At 55.6% G+C, this 17005-nt stretch carries 18 protein-coding genes and 3 pseudogenes; 12 read left to right on the forward strand and 9 right to left on the reverse strand.

Translation table 11 applies throughout. The features are described 5' to 3' along the window. Positions 1-10 precede the first annotated feature (10 nt). The gene (locus tag CO657_RS38255; protein WP_425349967.1) at positions 11-343 is read right to left on the reverse strand and encodes a helix-turn-helix domain-containing protein; all 333 of its coding nucleotides are present in this window, start codon (positions 341-343) and stop codon (positions 11-13) included. Between the two features lie 478 nt (positions 344-821). Between CO657_RS38255 and CO657_RS22625 the strand changes: the two genes are divergently transcribed. The 6 genes from CO657_RS22625 to CO657_RS22650 all read left to right on the forward strand — a co-directional run bounded on the left by CO657_RS22625 (position 822) and on the right by CO657_RS22650 (position 6138). Next, entirely contained in the window at positions 822-1241 is a 420-nt protein-coding gene (locus CO657_RS22625; protein ID WP_128715582.1) for a hypothetical protein, read from the forward strand. Next, positions 1238-1756 (forward strand): hypothetical protein, encoded by a 519-nt coding sequence (locus tag CO657_RS22630; RefSeq protein ID WP_054185933.1) that lies wholly within the window; start codon positions 1238-1240, stop codon positions 1754-1756. Before CO657_RS22625 ends, CO657_RS22630 begins: the two co-directional genes overlap by 4 nt. Before the next feature lie 411 nt (positions 1757-2167). Continuing rightward, positions 2168-2764: a hypothetical protein gene (locus CO657_RS22635; protein ID WP_128715583.1), complete on the forward strand. Its 597-nt coding sequence runs from the start codon at positions 2168-2170 to the stop codon at positions 2762-2764. 264 nt (positions 2765-3028) lie between these two features. Next, a complete protein-coding gene (locus CO657_RS22640) occupies positions 3029-4729 on the forward strand; it encodes an AAA family ATPase (RefSeq protein WP_128715584.1) in 1701 nt (566 codons plus the stop codon). 79 nt (positions 4730-4808) lie between these two features. Beyond that, positions 4809-5615 (forward strand): metallophosphoesterase, encoded by an 807-nt coding sequence (locus CO657_RS22645; RefSeq protein WP_054185930.1) that lies wholly within the window; start codon positions 4809-4811, stop codon positions 5613-5615. Positions 5616-5655: 40 nt separating this feature from the next. Continuing rightward, positions 5656-6138 carry a hypothetical protein gene (locus CO657_RS22650; protein ID WP_054185929.1) on the forward strand — a complete coding sequence of 161 codons (483 nt, stop codon included), beginning with the start codon at positions 5656-5658 and terminating at the stop codon, positions 6136-6138. 101 nt (positions 6139-6239) lie between these two features. Here CO657_RS22650 and CO657_RS38260 read toward each other — a convergent pair whose 3' ends face one another. Beyond that, positions 6240-6764 (reverse strand): PIN domain-containing protein, encoded by a 525-nt coding sequence (locus tag CO657_RS38260; RefSeq protein ID WP_082366392.1) that lies wholly within the window; start codon positions 6762-6764, stop codon positions 6240-6242. A 115-nt stretch (positions 6765-6879) separates the two neighbouring features. Here CO657_RS38260 and CO657_RS22655 point away from each other — a divergent pair, with 115 nt between their 5' ends. After that, positions 6880-7104, forward strand: a complete 225-nt coding sequence (locus tag CO657_RS22655; RefSeq protein WP_054185927.1) for a hypothetical protein — start codon at positions 6880-6882, stop codon at positions 7102-7104. 61 nt (positions 7105-7165) lie between these two features. On the opposite strand, the gene CO657_RS22660 is transcribed toward CO657_RS22655, so the two are convergent. The 3 genes from CO657_RS22660 to CO657_RS22670 all read right to left on the reverse strand — a co-directional run bounded on the left by CO657_RS22660 (position 7166) and on the right by CO657_RS22670 (position 9288). Next, positions 7166-8092, reverse strand: coding sequence for a Kiwa anti-phage protein KwaB-like domain-containing protein (locus CO657_RS22660; protein WP_054185926.1), 927 nt, complete (start codon positions 8090-8092; stop codon positions 7166-7168). Continuing rightward, positions 8089-8694, reverse strand: coding sequence for a hypothetical protein (locus tag CO657_RS22665; protein ID WP_054185925.1), 606 nt, complete (start codon positions 8692-8694; stop codon positions 8089-8091). The genes CO657_RS22660 and CO657_RS22665 overlap by 4 nt, the downstream gene beginning before the upstream one ends. A gap of 123 nt (positions 8695-8817) precedes the next feature. Continuing rightward, a complete protein-coding gene (locus CO657_RS22670) occupies positions 8818-9288 on the reverse strand; it encodes a GIY-YIG nuclease family protein (protein WP_054185924.1) in 471 nt (156 codons plus the stop codon). A gap of 679 nt (positions 9289-9967) precedes the next feature. Between CO657_RS22670 and CO657_RS37930 the strand changes: the two genes are divergently transcribed. The 4 genes and pseudogenes from CO657_RS37930 to CO657_RS22685 all read left to right on the forward strand — a co-directional run. Next, entirely contained in the window at positions 9968-10093 is a 126-nt protein-coding gene (locus tag CO657_RS37930) for a hypothetical protein (protein WP_280950513.1), read from the forward strand. Between the two features lie 117 nt (positions 10094-10210). Next, complete coding sequence (locus CO657_RS22675; RefSeq protein ID WP_054185949.1) at positions 10211-11296, forward strand: HlyD family secretion protein; 1086 nt, start codon at positions 10211-10213, stop codon at positions 11294-11296. A gap of 27 nt (positions 11297-11323) precedes the next feature. After that, the gene (locus CO657_RS22680; RefSeq protein ID WP_054185923.1) at positions 11324-13471 is read left to right on the forward strand and encodes a peptidase domain-containing ABC transporter; all 2148 of its coding nucleotides are present in this window, start codon (positions 11324-11326) and stop codon (positions 13469-13471) included. A 34-nt stretch (positions 13472-13505) separates the two neighbouring features. After that, positions 13506-14095 (forward strand): annotated as a pseudogene (locus CO657_RS22685) (integrase core domain-containing protein); the annotation flags it as partial. 129 nt (positions 14096-14224) lie between these two features. Here CO657_RS22685 and CO657_RS22690 read toward each other — a convergent pair. The 4 genes and pseudogenes from CO657_RS22690 to nifH form a co-directional block, all read right to left on the reverse strand. Further along, positions 14225-15061, reverse strand: a complete 837-nt coding sequence (locus CO657_RS22690; RefSeq protein ID WP_116275258.1) for an IS5 family transposase — start codon at positions 15059-15061, stop codon at positions 14225-14227. Between the two features lie 153 nt (positions 15062-15214). Beyond that, positions 15215-15700, reverse strand: coding sequence for a NifX-associated nitrogen fixation protein (locus CO657_RS22695; protein WP_054186195.1), 486 nt, complete (start codon positions 15698-15700; stop codon positions 15215-15217). Positions 15701-15766: 66 nt separating this feature from the next. Next, a pseudogene (locus CO657_RS37370) lies at positions 15767-15936 on the reverse strand (nitrogenase molybdenum-iron protein subunit beta); the annotation flags it as partial. Positions 15937-15952: 16 nt separating this feature from the next. Continuing rightward, a pseudogene (gene nifH, locus CO657_RS37375) lies at positions 15953-16145 on the reverse strand (nitrogenase reductase); the annotation flags it as partial. A 406-nt stretch (positions 16146-16551) separates the two neighbouring features. On the opposite strand from nifH, the gene CO657_RS22705 reads away from it, so the two are divergent. Further along, on the forward strand, positions 16552-16812 hold the full coding sequence (locus CO657_RS22705; RefSeq protein WP_128715585.1) for a hypothetical protein: 261 nt from the start codon (positions 16552-16554) through the stop codon (positions 16810-16812). Positions 16813-17005 lie beyond the last annotated feature (193 nt).

The following is a 17005-nucleotide window of genomic DNA, read 5'->3' on the forward strand; positions in this document are numbered from 1 at the left end:
GGCTATTCTCCTATTTTACCACCTGCACACCATTGAGAACAATTTCAAGGGCCGCTTGAAGTCTTGGGGACATCCTATTTAATTTTTGCAATAAAAGCAACGCTTCACGCATTGCTTCATCTGTGTCTGTAGAGGAGGAAGTGGCGGGACTATTTAGAAATCGCTGCACTGCCGTCATCATATCAGGTGACAGCGATTTGGTCCGCAGAGAGCGTATAAGAGTGGACGGATGAACTCCTATAAGGGCGGCGGTTTCTGAAAGGGATAGGCCTAGTTTGACTCGCCGCTGCTCAACGGCAGCGCAAAGGGTCGGGTTGGATAGTCGTTTGGGGCGTCCTCTCATGTTGCATAAATTGCATATAAATTTTCATTGCACAATATGGCGAGGCTATTCTCATGTTTGTGTACGCTTGATGCAGGGCTAAGCGCGGCCCTCACGTCATCGATACCGTCGATTACCCCAATCGCGAGGCGTCTAACGTCATAGCAGTTGCGAACGAGACGGCGCTTGCCGATTGAAGCTGACGAATGGGGCCTTCCCGCTTCGAGGTGAGGGCATAGCGCGGGTTCGCCTGTTGCCTAACAGGCAGCACCGTTTGTTGCTTTGACCATTCGTGCTGGCTGTTCAGCACGTTGCGTTTGCAAGTGTTCCTTGTAGGATTGCCGTTGGTTTGGGGGCAAACGATATGCGGATACTGTACTTGCTGATAGCATTCTCGTTCTTGGCGGGACCGGTAAGCGAAGCGAGGGCGGAAAATCCAACTCGCGAGAAGTGTACCTGCAATCTTAATCCGGACGACCCACCTGAGGATGGCGCGTGGGTGAAGAACGCATCGGCATGCTGGTCGACCGAAGTCCGCGAGCAGAACTGGTGCGATTTGGTAGTGGAGAGCCTTCAAGGCCCTCAGTCTACCTCGGCTGAACTTCTAGGTAACGCGGACAGCCCGCCTGGACTGGTGAATATCCTGCGCAGTAGGTTCGACAATTTCATCAAAGTGTCGGAGGTGGAGGGCAGCATCGTCAATCTGAACCAGGCAACCGAGATTGTCGCCAGCCGATTGAAGGAGAATGACGTTCTGGTTGCCAATTGCGTGACTGCATTCGTCGGGGGGAAACGCGGGTTTGTTCAGGATGGCGATGGCGGAGTTGTGTGCCGGGTAAGCGAATCTAGCGGATGGTTAAGGCTGGAAATTCCGGTAGACGGAGCCCGGATCGCGTACATGGTTGCCCCGGTCCCATGAGCATCAAGACAACGGCCTGGGCTGTGGGCGGGTTCATACTAGGAGCGATTTGCTCGGAATACATCGGGCTAGGCGTCGAACGTTTTAATGAGTGGTTCGGACGCGAATTCGGCAGTGCGCCACATATCAAGATCGATTTTCAGACAACGTTGGGATGCCCCAGCGGCAATCTTGCAGACCTTAAGCGGAAATTCTCGGATCAGTCACTCTGGCTAGAGCGGGGAGCCGACCGCTTGTTTATCTGCTCCGACAACGCCATCAATCCGACCGTCGATGAGGCTCCGAAGGTGTTGGCACGGGAGTTTCCAGGTTGCCTAAATTACATCACCGGTTCTCTGCGCATGCTCCGGGTGAGCGATGCCGTTTGTGCGCTCCCCGGTAATCTTGGCTACATTTGCGATGGGGCGAAATCAACCGAGGTCCAGTCCACGGCAGCTCTGGGTTCGCCGTCGAGCGTTGTCCAGCCTTGCACATCTGAAACGATGAGCAGGTTTGGCTTTTCTACAAGCCCTTGAGCAGCACATCCAAGCAAATGGCCCACCCAGTTCTGAAAGCGATACAGGGCGCAATCGTCAGTATATGCCTCTCGGACCCGACGACTGGTGCGATGCTGGGGCGGCTGAAGCTGCAGCCAAGCATGGACGCGAGGACCGCCTTAAAGGTGGATAATGACGTGCTCCACTACGGTGCAGCGCATGTGAAAAGCCTGACGATGCCTGAATTGAAGGAGGCTCTGGCGAACGCGGTTGGGATATAAGCTCACGGTCCGCATCGCCTCCACCGCAAAAGACCATTGACACTTTTTATGATGTTCTGTATCTGTTCTGTTTATGAAAAACGTGACCCTATACAACATACGAATATCCCGCTGATCCGCCGCCTCGCGAGAGGCTGTCGTAAATTGCGTGTATATTCGAGTTGTGTAGATGAGTATTCAGTCGCTGCCCTCTGGCAAGACGTCACGTACGTCGCAAGCCATTCTCTCCCAACCCAAATTTAGTCGATGCGTAGGCCGTTTCATCGCCACGGACCAACTGGCGCGTGATGTGGCGTGCTTGTTGGAATTCGAAGAAGCAGTTTCGAGCTGGAACTGCCGATCTCTGCAGCTCCGCAATGGGTTTGATACCTATTCTCCCGATTTTGTCGCCGAACGTCCGTCTGATATCCTAGTGATCGATGCCGTTGGGCAGCGACGCCCACCCCCATGGGTTGCCGAGGCAATCGTCCGCGAAGGGTTCACATACCGGACCATGTCGCGTGGAGACATCGATCCGATCCGTCTGAAGAATTGCAAAGACTTGCTTCAATGCTCTGGCGGTGAAGTTAGCTTGGGGGACCGGGTTAGATTGCTCTCCGTTCTTAATGAACATTCATCCCTGACCCTGGCTGAGAGCCTCACCGTATTCCAGGAAACCACGCCGATACGTGGCCTGGCCAATATGGTCGCTGCGCGTTTGATCGAGATCGATCTCGACACTGCGCTCATCGGGCCAGAGACCGTTGTTCGCCGCTATCGCGGCTGACCCATCACCACAACATTCCCTGTTCGAAAATTCGCGCCTCAGGCTGCGAGGAGAATAACTGTGCCTAAAACAAAGCATTCCCTGAAAACGCCACAAGACGCAGCGTTGTACTGCACGCTTAAACGGACACTCAGGAAGGCTCCTGATTTCATCAGAGGCGCTGACTGCGTGGTCCTGCTGAATGTTCCGTCAGACCGATCTGGCGAGGACTATGACCCGTGCGCCGAGAATCTCTTGCTTCGATTTTCTTCGGATCGAGACGACATGGCCTACATGATGATCGCGGCTACCGACAAGCCAAGGACTATCCTCAAGAGGATGGAAGGAGACTTCAGCCGAAAGCGCCGCCTTCTCATTTTCAGGGAACAGGGTGCCGAGCTTCCTTTTCTAGTCTCGTTGAAAGTTGACGTCGAAGTCGACATCCCGCCGATCTCGACAATGGATTTTCGGATCGGATGCCGGATTGCGTATCAGATCGACGTCAGTCCCTCTGAAGCGGAAGCGGCGATGTCTTATCCGCTACCGCATGTTTGGGCGGCATTGCGGCGAGGTCGTCCAATCGGGAACGCGTTGGCGCGTCTGGCCGAGGCGTCTGCCCTCGATGCCAAACCGTCGATTGCCAAGAGCGAAAGCTTGCCGCCGTTGCAGGACATGTTCGGCTATGGCCAAGCCAAGGATTGGGGAATGGAGCTTGCCCAGGACTTGATCGACTGGCAGCGACGCAAGATCGATTGGTCGGAAGTCGACACCGGGATCGTTCTTTCAGGACCGCCAGGGGTTGGAAAGACGCAATTTGCCGCAGCCTTGGCCCGGCAGTGCAATGTGCCGATCATCGCGACATCCTTGGCGAGGTGGCAGTCAAGAGGTCACCTTGGCGACCTGCTGAAGGCTATGAGAGGTGACTTCGAAAAAGCGAAGGAAAGCGCGCCTTGCATCCTGTTCTGTGACGAGCTGGACAGCTTTGGCGACCGCAATTCCTTCGCAGCCGATAACAAAGACTACAGCACGCAGGTGGTGAATGGCTTTTTGGAGCTTTTGGACGGGCTCGACGGGCGTGAAGGCGTCGTCGTGATCGGCGCAACCAATGCTCTCGGTCGTGTCGATCCTGCCATTTTGCGACCCGGGCGATTGAACAGACATGTAGCTATTCCCCTCCCGACTGCGTCAGACAGGATCGCCATCCTCCAGCAACAACTCGGTCAGCCTCTGCCGAGAAAGCATCATCCACAGTTGATGGCAGCCACCAACGGATTTTCCGGAGCCGATCTCGCCAAGGTGGCCCGAGATGCGAAGCGTATTGCCCGACGGGCCAAACGGGATGTCACCATGGCTGACATTGCGAAATCGCTGCCAGAAATGGTGGCGATCAAAGGCGAATTGCGGCGGGCGCTTGCTGTTCATGAGGCGGGCCACACCGTTGCAGTCGTCGCGCTCGATCATGCCAAGTTCTACGGTGCCATGATCATCGATCATACGCGCAACGACAGTGAGACGGTGCCGGGTGGTGGGGCATACTTCGAGGTACCCAACGTCGCCTACCGCACCGTCCAAACCTACAGGGATCGAATTGCAGTGTTGCTTGCGGGGATTGCTGCCGAGGAGGTGCTCCTTGGGGCGGTGAGTGATGGAGCTGGCGCAGGCCCGAACTCTGATCTCGCCCAAGCCACCCGTATCGCCACGATGCTACAAAGTGGCATGGGCATGGGTAATCGCCTCCGACATAGCCTCGCGAAGAGCGACCGCGACCTTGAAACACTTCGACTTCACGACCCTGGTGTCGCCGTCTGGGTGGACGATGTTCTCCGGACCGAATTCGAGCGGGCGAAGCAGGTTGTCCGCAGTCACTTGAAACTCGTTGAGGCTATTGCCGATGAGCTGGAGGCGAAGGGGAAGGTTTCTGCTGATCACGTCGCAAAGATGGCCGCTAAGCTCGACGCACTGCCACGCATAGCGACCTCGGCCTGAAGCTTCGCATTCTTCTGCGGGGAGTGATGCGTCTGCATCCCGCTCGCCCCTTTCCCTCACATCCTTGAAGGTTACAGCCATGAAAGCATGGATCATCAGTGACATGCACGTCACGCACGCCGATATGACTACCGAAATTGACATCCCTCAAGCCGATATCTGCGTCTGCGCAGGCGACCTATCTGGTTTCCTCGCGTTCGGCCTCGAATTCCTGAAACGGCGGATCGCTCCAACGATTCCGGTCGTCGTGGTGCTTGGGAACCACGACTATTATGGGAACACCATCGACGGTGCCCTGTCGGAAGGGCGAAAGGCCACCGGCGAAAGCAACATCCATCTTCTGGAAAACGAAACGCTCGAAATCGGTCATGTCAGGATCATCGGCGCGACGCTCTGGACTGACTATCAGGTCCCATGGGGCATCGACGAAGAGTTGCCGCTTCCTGATCGTGCTGAAGCCGCCGTTTACCTCTGCCGAAGAAGCATGCTCGATTTCCGCGAAATCCATGGCTCGCCTCCGTTTCGTGAAGGAATGCCTCGGCTCATCACAAGCCGCGAGATCATCGCCAGGCATTTAGAGAGCAGGGCATTTATCTCTGGTGAAATGGCAAAATCTTGGACCGGCAAGACCGTGGTCCTAACGCATCATGCGCCGTCTCCACGATCATTGCTGAAACAGTACCAGGGTGATGCCACCAACGCTGCTTTCGCCAGCGATCTCACTGATGTCATCCAGACCGGGAGACCTGATGCCTGGATTCACGGCCACATCCACCAGTTTCAAGACTACGTCGAGGGGCACACCCGGGTGATCTGCAACCCACTCGGCTATCGGCATGAACGTGGCAAAAACGGGTATCGCCATGGATTCGTGATCGAGCTTTGAACCCGAACGGATGTGACTGTACCCAAAGGAGTAAATCGAAATGTCCAGCAAGCTGGTTCTAAAGCCACTCTGGAGCAACGGCTCCTGCATCTACGCAATCACCTTCAAAAAGATGTCGGCGGAAGACAGGCGAGAGGTCGAGCTACTCGCCGACGAGGCGGGCTATATTCGCAATGACGGCATTTGGGCCCCGCCCAGAGTGGCAGGCAGGATGTTAGACTTTTTCCGCGCCGTGGCCAACGCTGGTTTCGGCCTGGAGTTTGACGATCCGGAAGACGCTCCCTTCGACCTCCAACGGCTGCATCTCCCAGTTGATACCCGAGGGGCCCTGGAATGGCTCAGGGGTTTCGAATTGCACCACCTGTCGGGCTGGACGCCGGTACAGGCAGAGAGAAGGCTAGACGGACATCACTTTTATTTTCGTGCGCGTGGGAGTTACTGGCGGTTCGAACTGGGCGGCAACGAACGACACACACGGTCACCCAGGTGGTGGCACGAGGAATCTTGGCCCTCGGCGGCTTAGGTCTCGTGTTGGCCGCTAAGCAGGAGAACCCGAAACATCTCACCAGCGGTGCTGGTGATGCAGCTAACGTACATGTGGAGAAAGTTCTAAAGTGAGCTATCTTATGGAGAAGAGCTAGCGCGCTCTGCTAGAGGAGGAGACATGAGTGACCGAGCGTGCCATGTGTCATCTTGGGGATTGTAAATGCCAGGAAGGGGGTAGCAGCTATTGATCAGCAGGAAGTCTTTGATATTGAAGGTTGCAATCGGCAATTGACTCACCAGAGCCGCTGCCGCGATATGGAGGTCCTGTCCGAAGCGAATTCGTTTGGCTCCAGGATGAGATACCATGAGATTGCGGAGCCTGGGATCGGCAGCCAGATTCCCCCACACCTCGGCAACATCCTTTCCTGTCTCCAGGATGGGCATGCCACTTGCGACAACCCCTTGGTACCAGGATGTCAATCTAACGGCTCTGACAGGGTCGCGAGAACAAAGTTGCATTATCCCCTGTTGAAACTCGACGATTGCAGCCGCTGGGATGACGAGGTTCGGCGCACTTTTTATGAACCGGAGTACCTGCGGATTGGGCTTAACCCTGCTGGTTTCGCTCAAAACGCATGTATCGAGTAAGTATCCGGTGGTCATGGAAAGCGCACTTCATTTTAAATGCGAGCAAAGTCCACAATAATGGTTAATACACGATTAACGGGCGTTATCCCCTCGGGACTGCGTTCCGTGCCGCCTCTTATGGGAGAGAGTTATGAGTGAAGAAGATAGAAATCCCAGGGAGCAAGACGAGATGTCTGCCAACATCGTCACTATTCCGAAAGACGGGGAGCTAAGACGTTTCTTTGAAAGGCTGCGCGCCGCTGGGACGCTCACGGTAAACGACGGCGGCCACGAGTTTTCGGTCAAGATTTCACGATCACAGATGACAAATGAGGCGAGAGATTTTTTGGCCCGTGGGGGACCTATATCTGAATAGCGTCCTTCTTACCATTACGGGACCGGTACCTTTACCCGGGACGAGTGGCTACTGTTGGCGGTCAGACAGCAACTCGCGTCGTATCCTGAACGTCGTAGACTAGCGTTGAGAAACCTGATTTCAGTCGGTGGTCTAGCAGGGCCTTCATGATCTGTGGGCAGGTTTCCACGGTCGCTACGATCTTACCGCCTCCGTCAAACTCAATATTGAAGCCGTACTCGGCTTGATTGTCTCGCAGCCTTTGCATGAAGGCCTGGTCGCGGTAATGTCCTTTATCTTTGATCGCGCAAGCGCGCCGCAACTGAATCTTGTTGTCTCCAACGTACTCAACAAGGGGAGCAACGCTGACAAAAACCGCCAGGAAATCGCCCTCAGCCTGAAGTTCTGCGAAATCGTCCCGCTGAGTGCTCTTGTAGCGAAGGATCGATTCAAACGCCCCCTTATTTCGGACTAGGATGTTATCGCTAAAAATTATGAAGTCGAAAGTCTTCCCCAGCTCGAAGTGGGGCCGATCATCAATTGCAAGCTGCTGATCAGAGAAGAATAAATTCCTGACAGATGTAGCTTTCTTCGTCTTCCAGCTTGGTTCTGTTTTTCTGAGTGCCCATACAACCTGTTCGCCTATAACAAATTTCGCTGCGTAGAACGCGGAATTCTGAAGATGCTTTGTCTCGGTGGCCTTCTTCCCAGGCAACTCGGCGGCGATCTCCTGCAGCAGCTGATCGGCATGCGTCTCGTCGGCAGGAATTTGGAGGGCACTAGCTTCATTGTTTTGGGCAAGCAGGCTGTATTCAAGCACTTCCTCAATTTTGGCCACTTCAGAGACCAACGTAGCCTTCAGGGCGTCATCGACTTCATCGCTGGTCTCGACCCATCGGCCGGAGAATTTCGGCGCGTTTGCGGCTGGCCCTGTAGGCCCTTTAATTGTCCAAAGCGTGACCTGTGCACCAGCAAGGTCAAGGGCTTTCAAATCTTGTAAAGTGGTCATGAATCGTCTGCCTTCGGCCTTTTGGATTTAATCAGCATTACATCTTGGATGGTCGCAGCATCTGCCGGCCCCGGTAGCTGCAGGTCGTCCTTCGACATTGCTCGGACGGGATATCGCTTCTCATCACCAGGGTAAGAAAGCGAGACTTCGTACAATCGCCATCCAAAAACAGCGAGTAGGGGGTTGAGGATGAGTTGTCCGGACCTGTAAGTGATCAAAAACATCCAGCCGAGGAAGATTAGAAGACCCACGAATTTTCCAGTGTCCCTGTAGTCAAGGCTCATGAAAGAGACGACGTACGGAAGCGTGTAGCTCATCAGTTCAGCTGGGATGTATTTTGCCTCATGCACCCGAATGGGCGTTTTCGGGCGAACCGTTGAGAGCACGCCGAGTGTAATGAATACGCAAATTAGGCTCAGTACAAAGATGCTCAAAGAGAGCGAGCCATTTCGAAGTGGTAGCGCGCAGGTATTGCCGTTCGGAGGCCAGCATATTGGAGCCCACAACACCTCATACTTAAAATCCTGGACGAGCAGGATCAGGCTCAGTGGAAAATATGAACCAATGAATACGACGAGTGATGCCCAGAATCGTAGTTGCAATGTCAAGCCTCCGACGGGGAGGATGCAGCAACTGGCGACCTAATGGTAGTTGCGTATTTAACTGACCACAGCTTTTACGGTTTCGCCGTCACTCTGGGCGCAGCACAAGCAGCACAAATAGCTTCAGTGCGTGTCGAAGTCGTTGTAGGGGCTGCCGCAAGCAACGCTCACGTAGATTTCCAAAAGGCATTGGCGCGGTGGGTCTGTTTCCTCGACGAAGCGAAATTCCATCGCTCGCATCCGTGCGAGCGCGTTGTTAAACGCCCCCAGAAAGTCCGAGTTGAGCATCAGATTGGCTCGTGATGTTTCGTCGCTCTTATAGGTGCTCTTCAGTATCCCGGTCGTCTCTCGCGCCAGTTTGAAGGCGAACGGAGCGTTGTTGTGGCCAGTGCCTGTCCGAGTATGCTGGCCGTACCGACTACGGACGTTGCGGGTCCGCCCGACATAGAGGTGACGTCCGTTCTCTGAGAACATGTAGACGCCCGCGCCCTTCATCTCAGGAGGTAGGGTGCCTGTGGTGACAGGGCTCATTCCCATCAAAGCCTCGAATTTTGGATGAAGAGCTTCCGTATAGGCGCGGAACTTTTCGTGCATGGCAAGGTCCTAGGCAAGCGATGCGCACAATGCGACGCCCACAAATCAGTTTCAAGAATGATGAGTTTTCGAGAGGTCGGCCACCGGCATCAAGACGCCGGGCCCGCCAATTATTGGCGGCCAAGTCGCTCACGGACAGCGATAACGGCACTTTTGACCACAGATACGTGTCGTAGGGACAAACCTTACGGCCCGCACCACATGCGGCCATAGCATCTGTTAACAGGGACAAGGCCTGCGGCACCAGAAGCGGCGCATCCGCACCCACTATCGTGCGGAGGGCCACAGTCCGTTAACAATTCACAGGTTTCAGGGTGCATCAGCAACAACAAAAATCGACCGCAAGCTCGATGGGGGGCCACGCGGATTGGGGTGCTCACTGAGCGCCGAGGTTCTAGGCCTCAACTGTACCGCCCCCACCGAACTTCGGAGCTGTCGATCCTGTTCAAGACGTTCATTCAGAACCCTACTCGGTTTGTCGTGCTTGCGACAGCGTGATGTGCGTTTTGGCACGTTTCGGCGCTCTAGGGCAGCCATTGAATAACATTCAGAACAGTTTTCTGATGCTTTTCGCTCTTTCTGCATTGGCACGAATCTTGAACCTTTTTGTTGCGCGCCGATAGGAGCTCCCAACGGGGGCCTTGGCATCTTCTCAATCCAGCTCTGAACGGAGACACCAATGATGAACAACATGGCGGCCTATCGTGTAACTGAATTAACCCCTCAAGAAGCAGCTGAAACCTCCGGAGGTTTGTATTTTTGGGTTTACTTGTTTTTGCGACGTTACGGGCACTTGTTTGGTTGATACAAAGCGAGCTGGCTCTCGATGGCTCCTAATGACTACAGACTAGCAGTTCCCCTTTCTGCTGAAACGGCCAGCTGCACCGCAGAAAGCATACTGTCGCGACGATCAGGACGATCCCTGAGCATTTATAGGGCGATCTTGCTCTTCGTCGTCGCGGCATTTGGCTCACTGCCACTCGTCACCATACCGGTCTCCATGCAGAGTGCCGGTACTATTCGCCCGATCGTGGAGAAGACGCCCCTGATAGCGCCCGTCTCCGGACGCATCTCCCGTGTCCTTGCCTTTGAGAACGATGTCGTTGCTAAGGGGAAGGAAATAATCGCCTTTGACGATCATGTAATCGAGGAAAAGCTCAGCGGCGTTTTAGCCGACATTCATGCCAAGAGCGATCTTGCCCATGACTTCCAAACGCTGATTTCTTCCGGCGCAAGGATCAGCGTCTCGTCCCCCCTCCAAACCGAATCCGCGACGGCTGAAAGGGTGCATTTTCTCAACTTGCTGCGCGAGAACCAATATGCGCGCAGTAACGCCGCGGCGGAACTCGACCGCGCAAAGCGACTTGTCTCGGCTGCTGCGGCGCCGGCGAAGGCCGTTGACGAGAAGGCTTTCGCTCTCCAAAATATCGAGGTCCAAGGGGAGATCCTCGTGCGACGCAAAACCGCTGATTGGAACCAGAAGCTCCTTGATGCTAACCTGCGCTTAAAGGAACTCACGGCCACCTTGCATCAGCTCGAGCACGAACGGGACCTGCACCGCATCCGCGCCCCAGTATCGGGTGCTCTCGAGCAGTTCTCCGGCCTCGCGCACGGAAGCTACGTTCAGATCGGGCAAACCGTTGGTTGGATCTCGCCGAACGACGATCTGGTGGCGGAAATCTACGTCTCCCCCAACGACATTGGCTTTGTGCAGGCTGGTCAGCCGGTGCGGCTCCAAGTGGATGCCTTTAACTACAACCAATGGGGTGTCATCAAAGCAAGGGTGCTCGAGGTGGCGCAGGACTTCACTCTGCATGACGGGACCCCGGTCTTCAAGGTCCAGTGCGCGCTCTCTCGCAGCGATCTCGCGCTAAAGAGCGGGGCCATCGGCCACCTGAAGAAAGGCATGACCGTGCGGGCTCGCTTTCTGTTGGCCAATCGCACTCTCCTGCAACTGCTCTACGACGGGGCAGACGATTGGCTCAACCCGATGCTGGCGGGGCGCTAATATTGTCCCAACAGTCAGCGAGCCTCCATGTCGAGTAAGGCCATTAAGTTCAAGCAGCGTGACATCACGGATTGCGGCGCCGCCAGCCTTGCTTCTGTCGCAGCCTTCTACGGCTACAAGTTGCCATTGGCGCGCATCCGCCAGTATGCGTCGACCGACCGCTCCGGTACGAGCGTGCTGGGGCTCACGGAGGCGGCGCAGAAGCTGGGCTTCATCGCGAAAGGCGTCAAAGGTGGCTTCGACAGCCTGTACAAGATCCCTAAGCCCGCTATCGCGCACGTCGTCAAGGAGGGCCTGCACCATTTCGTAGTGGTCCATGCGATCGACGCCAAGTGGGTTATCGTCATGGACCCGGCCTTTGGCCAAATCTGCAAAGTGCCGCATCAGGAATTCATGGAGCAATGGACCGGCGTCCTGGTTCTGCTGGTTCCGGCAGACACATTCAATCGCCGAGACGAGACCACGTCGCCCCTCGCCCGATTCGCCCGCCTACTCGCGCCACACCGCACGGTGATGGCGCAGGCTCTCGCCGGCGCGCTGGTGACGACCGTCCTCAGTCTCTCGACGGCGATCTACGTTCAGAAGATCGTTGATCACGTGATCCCAGCGGGAAACCGCAACCTGCTCAACTTGATGAGCATCGCAATGCTGCTGATCCTAGTGATACAGATCCTGATCAACCTCCTAAGAGGCCGACTCGTCCTGCAGACGGGGCAGAAGATCGACGTCTGCTTGATCCTCGGCTATTACAATCACATCCTGGCCCTGCCCCAGAAGTTCTTCGACAGCATGCGCATGGGAGAAATCGTGTCGCGCATGAACGACGCTGTGAAAATCAGGAGCTTCCTGAACGACGTTTCGATAAATATGTTTGTTGACGTTTTAATGATACTGTTCTCGTTCGGGATGATGTTCATCTATTCTTGGGATATTGCTTTGATCGTGGCGCTCGCCATTCCAATGTACATCCTGGCATATTGGGCCATCAATCGGATGAACAGAAATCTCCAACGTGTCATCATGGAAAATGACGCCAAACTCGAGGCGCAACTGGTAGAATCACTCGGAGCCGTCTTCACCATTAAGACTTCCGGCGTCGAGAGCTTCGCAAACTTCAAAATGGAGACCCGCTTCGTAAAGATGCTGCATTCCGTTTACAGCTCCGGGCTGATCTTAATCTGCGGCGACAACGCCTCGACGTTCCTGTCGGTCCTGTTCACCATCGTGCTGATGTGGTTTGGAACCACGCTTGCGCTCGAACAGGCCGTCACGCCCGGCGAATTGCTGTCCTGCTATACGTTGCTTGGCTATATCACCCGGCCGGTCGCCCGCCTGATCCAGACCAACCGGATCGTTCAAGACGCGTTTATCGCGGCGGATAGACTTTTCGAGATCTTTGAACTGGAGTCGGCAAGCAGCAGCGGCATCGATGCCACGAAGACCGATCTCGGAGATATTCGCCTGGAGAACGTCACGTTCCGCTATGGCGCGCAGGCGGAGGTTTTCAGCGATCTAAGCGTCTCCTTTCGCCAAGGAGAGTTGACGGCCGTCGTGGGTGAGAGCGGCTCGGGCAAAAGCACCCTTGCGGCTCTGCTGCAGAATGTCTACCAGCTTGAGGATGGATGCATTCGGATCGGCCAATATGCCCTCCAGGACCTCTCGAGCGCATCACTGCACAAGGTCATGGCTGCAGTACCGCAATCGATAGACGTCTTCTCCGGTTCCGTGATCGAGAACATCGCCCTGGGCGAGTTCGAACCGGAGTTCGATAAGATCGTACGTATCTGTGATCGAATAGGACTGCGGGAGTGCATCGAGCGCTGGCCCGGGCGGTTCCAGGCCCATCTGGGCGAGAACGGGGTTCGCCTCTCCGGAGGCGAGAAGCAGCGCCTCGCATTGGCTCGGGCCCTGTACCGGGATCCCGACGTTCTAATCCTTGACGAAGCGACCTCCTCCCTGGACTCGGCAGCCGAAGAATTTGTGCTGCGGGTTGTTGAGGATCTGTCTCGCGCTGGGAAGACCATCATAGTCATCACTCATCGGTTGAGGACCGTTCGTGGGGCGGACAATATTGTGGTCTTGGACAAGGGGCGGGTCATCGAGGAGGGAAAGCACGCTGACCTGCTGAAAACTGATGGTCCTTACGCTCGATTGTGGCGGGCGCAAAGGTCTTGATCCGTGTAGGCCATGTCGGCTCGAAGCTGGGATTTTGTCCAAGTTGAAAAACGGTTGCGAACGTCATGGTTTATCGGCGACTGTTCGTCTGCTTCGGCGGGAGGGAGAGCCGCCTGGGGTCAACCGCATCTACCCTCTCTATTGCGAAGAAGGACTTTTCGTTCGCAACCGGAAAGCCAGGCGGCATGCTGTCGGCGCGCGCGCCCCGGTCCTGGTCGAAGCGAAAGCCGATGCCCGCTGGTAGCTGGATTTCGTTCACGACCAGTTCGCTTGCGGAAGGCGGTTTCGCGTGCTCAACATCGTCGACGATGTGACACGCGAATGCCTGGCGGCGATCCCGGACACCTCGATCTTGCGTCGTCGCGTCGCTCGAGAGCTGACGACCCTCATCGAACGACGCGGCAAACTCGCAATGATTTCTCGGACAAGACCTCGAATGCCACCCTTGCCCGGTCGAAAGATCATAAGGTCGAGTGGCACGACATCACGCCGGGAAGCCGATGCAAAACGCTTATATCGAGAGCTTCAACGGCAGATGCGCGACGAGCTGGTCAACCAAAGCCTCTTCCTCGTCCGCCAAATGCCCGAAGCGCCATTGCCGAATGGGCTGAGCAGCCAATACACGTCGCTTGATCCGTGCTTGTAAGATACGCCGGAGCCAAGAGGAGCCGTAACGAGTAGTGAACGCACTGTCATGCGGGCTCCTCCATGTCGCCCCCCGCGCCAATAGCTGTAAGAGCCCGATTCAAAAGTTCATTCGTATATCCAATATCTTGCGATGCGCCTTGTGAGCATTCGGATTGAAGCGATTTGCGCCCACGCGGTTGCGCTTTCGATCGATTTCTCCCAATCCTTGGCGAGACGGCGGCAGCGTCCAAGCCAGGCGAAAGTCCTTTCCACCACCCATCTCTTGGGCAGGACGACGAAGCCCTTGGCTTGATCCGAACGCTTGATGATTTCGATCGTCCAGTCACCATGGCCGCACATTGCTTGCCTCAACTTGCTGCCGGCGTAGCCACCATCGGCAAAGATGTGGCGCAGCCAGGGAAAACGGCGGCGGATCGCCTTGAGAACATGGGGAGCGCCGTCACGATCCTGTATGTCAGCAGCATGGATGAACACGAAGATCAGAAATCCAAGCGTATCGGTGACAATGTGACGCTTGCGGCCTTTAATCTTCTTGCCTGCATCATAGCCGGATATTCCGCCACTTTCCGTGGTCTTGACGCTTTGGCTGTCGATGATCCCTGCCGTGGGGTGCGCCTCGCGTCCCTCGATTTCCCGCGCCGCCATCACCAGAAGCTGGTTGATGCTCTGCCACAGTCCGATCGCGCGCCAAGCATAAAAATAACCGCGCACCGTCGAAACCGGCGGAAAATCGCCCGGCAGCATGCGCCATTGGCAGCCGCTCGAGGCGATATAGAGGATCGCCTCCACGACCGAGCGCATATTCGTCGTCCGACGCCGCCCGCCACGACGCGCTGGCGGGATCAGCGGTTTGATCAACGCCCATTCCCGGTCCTTCAAATCACTTGGAAAACGAAGCGCGTCTCGGTTATGCTCACGGCGAGCGATAGCAGTCCAGCTCATCGAAACCCCATTTGATTTAGCACCAATAGGGAATCACAACTGCCTGTTATCGCTCAACTTCTTTTAAATCGGGCTCTAAGGTCCCCTTTGATCGCTTGATTGCTGGCCAGATTAGCGAAGAATTCCGCCCTATGTGAGCCATTTTAACCGCACTCAAACGCGCGCTACATCTGAATAGGTCTTAATTGTTGTTAAGCCATTATCGACCAGGCCAGTTCCCGCCTCGGCAAGCTTTCGCAGGTTGTCGAAGCCAAATCGATGCACGTCGCGGAGCGTCTTCGACAGTACGACGAGCCGCCCAGCCGTAAGTAATATCCGACCGAATCCCTCATGGTTCACAGTCAACACCGGTGACGCGATCAGTCCGGACTGCTCCTCTATAGCAAGTGCCACAGCGGCATAGAAGATCTCAAGCCGCCACTGCACCTCCAGGTCAGGTCCCCCGATGAGAGGAATCGCCCTACGCTGCTGCCTCGTCACGATGAAATCACAGACCAAATCAGCGTCCGATTTTTCTTGCCACAATTCAAAGGTGTCTTCAGCACGCATCAGTCGCAAGAGACACTTAACGAAAGGCGTGCCGAGAGCGTCTTTCTCATCTAATCGAGCATTGTCGGGGACAGGGGCGACGTTTGACATCAGCTTAAAATCCTCCTGAGTGCTGGATGCGGTTTAACTGCGGCCACACCCGCCTCCGATAACACCTTCCTTAAAATGGTGCGACAAATGGGACCTGTGGCGAAACGCAACTTGGCCCGGACGAAAGACATGGCCCCTCGAAGCCGGGCGGCCGCAACTACACCGGCAAGCGGCTGGCATGCGCCGACGGGGTTGACGAAAAGCGCTTCACAAGCGAGATTTCCGTCTCGATATTTCAGTGGCGGTATGTTTCTCCGCGAACTCCAGATCCTCAACCGGACCTATTCGCCGCCAGTTGTAACACCGTGTCCTGGGCTTTCGGATTTAGAATTAGGCGGGTGGAATCAGCTTCTCGAGGTCGACAAGGGCAGCGGGCGTATTTTGAGAGGCCGTGAACTTGCCGATACCCCTTTCCGTAGAGTGCGAACTGACGCAGACCTGCCATGTATTTCCCTTTCAAGATTCAAAAGACTTCGACCGTACGCGACACGTTCCACCACGGGGATTGCTCGCTGCTTAGTTCTAGGAGTTCAAGACTCATGCCAGTCTCCTCCGGTGAGGTTCGGAACACGGAATCTGTAATGTTTTCATCTTCTTAGCTAGCCTATGAAGGATTAATCGAGGACAGCATTGTTGTGAACCGGACAAGATGCGGTGGGGATCGTAACGGAGATGTAACATTGAAGGAATGGCATACCGGTGCAGCGGCGGAAGCCTATCTCTCCGGCCACGTCAGCAACCAAATGCCACTTAGGCGCAATGTCCGGGCGCTTGCGAGGTGCAGCCGGCCGATCTTCGCTGCTTGGCGATTAAACGGGCGTCCCAGTGCTCCCTGGATCCCGGCTTTAGACATGATCTCCTTCGTGCGTGAGACGATGGGCTCCGAAACCCGCATGCATCTCTGGCCGAAGCTTCCCTCCGCAGCGGCCGTCATGGAGCAGCGCCCGCTCGGCATGACCGCTGAGGCGATTTTCGTTGTTCCCGGTCATTTGCTTTGCACAGCCCGGAAGAGCGTTTTTGATACCTTATGCGAACGTTCGCAACTTTATCAGGGACAAGGGGGACCTGGCGGCAAGCGGGACGCCGAACGATATCGACTCCACCATCTTTGACGTTGCCAAAGATACGGTTCACTTTCCGCTTGCTTGCTTGCTTGCTTGCTTGCTTGCTTGCTGATGAAGTTTAGGGTGAGAATTGGACACCGCTAGTTATTCGCAGGATTGCTCGGCAAACGAACCAGACGGGGTGGCGCTCGACGAACGGCTTTTCTACCTGACCATCCCTCTGGCAAAATTGTCATCTTCG

The sequence above is a fragment of the Rhizobium acidisoli genome (genome assembly GCF_002531755.2).
In the GTDB taxonomy this organism is placed as follows: Bacteria; Pseudomonadota; Alphaproteobacteria; order Rhizobiales; family Rhizobiaceae; genus Rhizobium; species Rhizobium acidisoli.